We start from the raw sequence: 3,711 nt of genomic DNA on the forward strand, positions 1-3,711 counted from the left end.
GCGCAGCGCCGCCCGGGCCGCCGCCACCGCCTCGTCCACCACCGACGCACCGGCCTCGACCACCTCGAAGACCGGTTCGCCGGTGACCGGGCTGCGGCGGGTGAAGCGGGGGCCCTCGTCGCGGAACTCGCCGCCGACGAAGTTGCGCAGCAGGCCGGGGCCGTCCGGCGCGTGCCCGGTCATCAGCCGGGGGTCCCATCGGGTCATCGACGCCGCCCGCGCCCGATCGCCACCGCCGCACCGGCCACCGCCGCCAGCACACCGGCGGCCACCGCGCCGAGGACCTGGTACTGCCGGCGGACCCGGCGGCGCACCTGCGCGTACGGGACGGTGGAGAAGGAGACCATCTCGTACTGGGAGACGTACCGTCCGGGCAGCGCCCGCTCCAGGGCGTGCTCGACCTTCTTGCGGGTCCGGAACACCGGCGAGGCGACCTTGTCGCGCATCTCGACGAAGTTGGCCAGCGCCATCCGGGCGATCGCCTCGGCGTTGCCCTGCCGACGCTGCTGGAACAGCGGCAGCGCGGCGGACCAGTCGTCGTCGCACTCGGTCAGGCAGCGATCCAGCTCCACCACGTCCTCGAAGGCGCAGTTGGCGCCCTGACCGTAGAAGGGCACGATGGCGTGCGCCGCGTCGCCGAGCAGACCGACGCGTCCGTTCACCTGCCACGGGTCGCAGCGCACCGTGCCGAGGACGCCGACCGGGTTGTGCTGGTAGTCGTCGACCAGATCGGGGGCGAGCGGCAGCAGGTCCGGGTAGTGCGCGGCGAAGTGCTGTTCGATCGCCGCCTTGCTGCCCAGCGAGGCGAAGCTCGCGGTGCCGTGGGTGGGCCAGAACAGTGTGCAGGTGAAGGAGCGGTCCGGGTTGGGCAGCGCGATCATCATCGAGGTGCCGCGCGGCCAGATGTGCAGGGCGCCCTCGTCCAGGGCGAAGTCACCGCCGGCCGGCGGGATGGTGAGTTCCTTGTAGCCGTAGTCGAGGAAGTCGACGCTCTCGGTGACCAGGCCGTGTTCGAGCAGTTGTCCGCGTACCGCCGAACCGGCGCCGTCGGTGCCGAGCACGACGCGGGCGTCCGCGGTGGCCGTGCCCTGCGGGGTCTCGAAGGTCATCCGCGCGGTGTCCGGATCCAGGCCGACCAGCCGGTGGTCGAAGGCGATCCGCACGCCGGGCAGCTTCGCGGCGGCCTCCAGCAGCGCGTTGTTCAGCGCGCCCCGGCTGATCGAGTTGATCGCCCGGTCGCCGGAGACGCTGTACGACTGGAAGCCGGGCTCGCCGAGCACCGGGTGCACCATCCGGCCCCGCATCGGCAGCGCGTCGGCCATCACCTGCTCGTCGAGCCCGATCCGGCGCAGCGCGTCCAGCCCGCGCTCGGAGAGCGCCAGGTTGATCGACCGTCCCCGTTCGACCGTCCCGGTACGCGGGTCCGGCCGCCGCTCGTACAGCGCCACCGCATAGCCCCGGCGGGCCAGGAAGCAGGCCAGCAGGCAGCCGGCCAGCCCGGCACCGACCACGGCGATCTCGTCGCGTTCCCGGTTCATCCAGCTCTCCCAACGGTCGCGGCCAGCGCGTCGGCGACCCGCCAGCAGTCGTGGTACGTCGAGTAGAGCGGCACCGGGGCGAACCGGACGACGTCCGGCTCCCGGGCGTCGGCGATCACTCCGTGCTCGTACCGGAGCCGCTTGGTCAGCTCCCTGGCGCTGCCCTCGCCGAGTCTGACCGAGAGTTGGCAGCCACGGCGACCCGGGTCGCGCGGGGTGATCACGGTCAGCGGCCGGCCGGCGGCCACCTCGTCCAGCAGCCGCTCCAGGTATCCGGTGAGCCGCAGGCTGCGGTCGCGCAGCGCGGGCATCCCGACCGAGTCGAACAGCTCCAGCGAGGTACGCACCGGCCCCATCGAGAAGATCGGCGGATTGGAGATCTGCCATGCCTCCACTGTGGACGGCGGCCGGCTGACCGGCGTCATCTCGAACCGGGTGGCCGCCGCCGTGCTCCACCAGCCCTCGAAGCGGGGCAGGTCCGCATCGCCGTGGTGCCGCTCGTGCACGAACACCCCGCCCAGGGCGCCCGGCCCCGAGTTGAGGTACTTGTACGAGCACCAGGCCGCGAAGTCGACGTCCCACTCGTGCAGCGACAGCGGCACGTTGCCGGCGGCGTGCGCCAGGTCCCAGCCGACGACCGCCCCGGCGGCCCGGCCGGCGGCGGTGATCACCGGGATGTCCATCAGCTCGCCGGTGAGGTAGTTGACGCCGCCGAGCAGCAGCAGCGCGACGGTCTGCCCCTCGGCGGCGAGGAACGCGGTGACGTCCTCGGTGCGCAGGGTGTCCTCACCCGGTCGCGGCGTCAGCCGGACCACGGTGGTGTCCGGGTCGAGGCCGTGGAACCGGGCCTGGCTGCGCACCGCGTAGCTGTCCGAGGGGAAGGCGCTGTCCTCGATGACGATCCGGGTCCGCGTGCCGCTCGGCCGGTAGAAGCTGACCATCAGCAGGTGCAGATTGACCGTGAGCGAGTTCATCACCACGGTCTCGGTGGGCAGGGCGCCGACGAGTCGCGCGGCCGGGGCCGTCAACAGCTCGTGGTACGGCAGCCAGGGCCGTTCCGCCTCCAGGTGCCCCTCGACACCGAGCCGCCCCCAGTCGTCCAGGTCGGCCAGCAACTCGTCCCGGGTCGCCCGGGGTTGCAGGCCGAGCGAGTTGCCCGCCAGGTACGCCGACTCGGGATGGTCACCGCCGTCGGCCGGTGGCACGTGGAACAGGTGCCGGTGTCCGGGGTCGCTGGCGTCCAGCCGGAGGGCTTCGGCCTCGCCGGGGCGTGGCGCCCCGGTCTCGTTCGTCGTCATCGTCGCCTCACATCGCGGTACGGGCGGACCACAGCTCGGGGAAGACCACCCGGGCCATGCTGCGTTGCAGCCAGGCCAGCCCGGCGGAACCGCCGCTGCCGACCTTGGCGCCCATGGTGCGCTGCACCGCCTTGATGTGGTGGTGCCGCCAGTCGCCGAACTGTTCGGCGACCTCGGTCAGCGCCTCACCGAGCATCCGCAGGTGGTTGTCCGGGCCGGCGTCGGCGTAGATCCGCACCCAGGCCGCCTCGACGGCGGGGTGCGGCTCGTGCTCGACCGCCACGTCCCGCTCCAGCAGGTCGGCGGGAAGCTCGTGGCCGTGCCGGGCGAGCAGGGCCACCACCTCGTCCCAGACGCTGGGCGTGTCGAGGGCGGCGGTCAGCTCGGCGTGCACCTCGGTCTGCCGGCGGAACGGCCGGATCAGCGCCGGGTCGCGGAGCCCGAGCTGGAACTCCAGGTGGCGGTACATGGCCGACTGGAATCCCGAGCCCTCACCGAGCAGGTTGCGGAAACGGTTGAAGTCGGCCGGGGTCATCCAGCGCAGCCCCCGCCAGGCGGCGTTGAGCCCTTCCAGGTGCAGCGCGGCCCGCCGCAGCGGGGCGAGCGCCTCCCACACCCGGTCGGTGCGCACCAGCCGGGCGGCGTCGCGCAGTTCGTGGCAGGTCAGGCCGAAGTACAGCTCCATGATCTGGCTGACCATCAGGAACGACATCTCGCCCGGGTCGTCGCTCAGCGGCTGCTGCAACCGGTGCAGCGTGCTGGCCTGCACGTACGCGTCGTACGGCACCCGCTCGGCGAATTCCAGCGTCGGCTCACCGCCGTTGCGCGCGGCACGGGCCCTGTCTCTTAGAAACATCTGACGCTGCCGACGCAGG

At 72.6% G+C, this 3,711-nt stretch carries 3 protein-coding genes and 1 pseudogene; all 4 read right to left on the bottom strand.

Features of this window, described 5'->3' with window-relative positions:
• Positions 1 to 183 (bottom strand): annotated as a pseudogene (locus tag EYA84_RS28500) (5-carboxymethyl-2-hydroxymuconate semialdehyde dehydrogenase); the annotation flags it as partial.
• 20 nt (positions 184 to 203) lie between these two features.
• Positions 204 to 1,538, bottom strand: coding sequence for an NAD(P)/FAD-dependent oxidoreductase (locus EYA84_RS28505; protein WP_131057032.1), 1,335 nt, complete (start codon positions 1,536 to 1,538; stop codon positions 204 to 206).
• Positions 1,535 to 2,836 carry a kynureninase gene (gene kynU, locus EYA84_RS28510; RefSeq protein ID WP_131057034.1) on the bottom strand — a complete coding sequence of 434 codons (1,302 nt, stop codon included), beginning with the start codon at positions 2,834 to 2,836 and terminating at the stop codon, positions 1,535 to 1,537. The genes EYA84_RS28505 and kynU overlap by 4 nt, the downstream gene beginning before the upstream one ends.
• Before the next feature lie 7 nt (positions 2,837 to 2,843).
• The gene (locus tag EYA84_RS28515) at positions 2,844 to 3,692 is read right to left on the bottom strand and encodes a tryptophan 2,3-dioxygenase (protein WP_131057036.1); all 849 of its coding nucleotides are present in this window, start codon (positions 3,690 to 3,692) and stop codon (positions 2,844 to 2,846) included.
• Positions 3,693 to 3,711 lie beyond the last annotated feature (19 nt).

This window comes from Verrucosispora sp. SN26_14.1 (assembly GCF_004307965.1).
In the GTDB taxonomy this organism is placed as follows: Bacteria; Actinomycetota; Actinomycetes; order Mycobacteriales; family Micromonosporaceae; genus Micromonospora.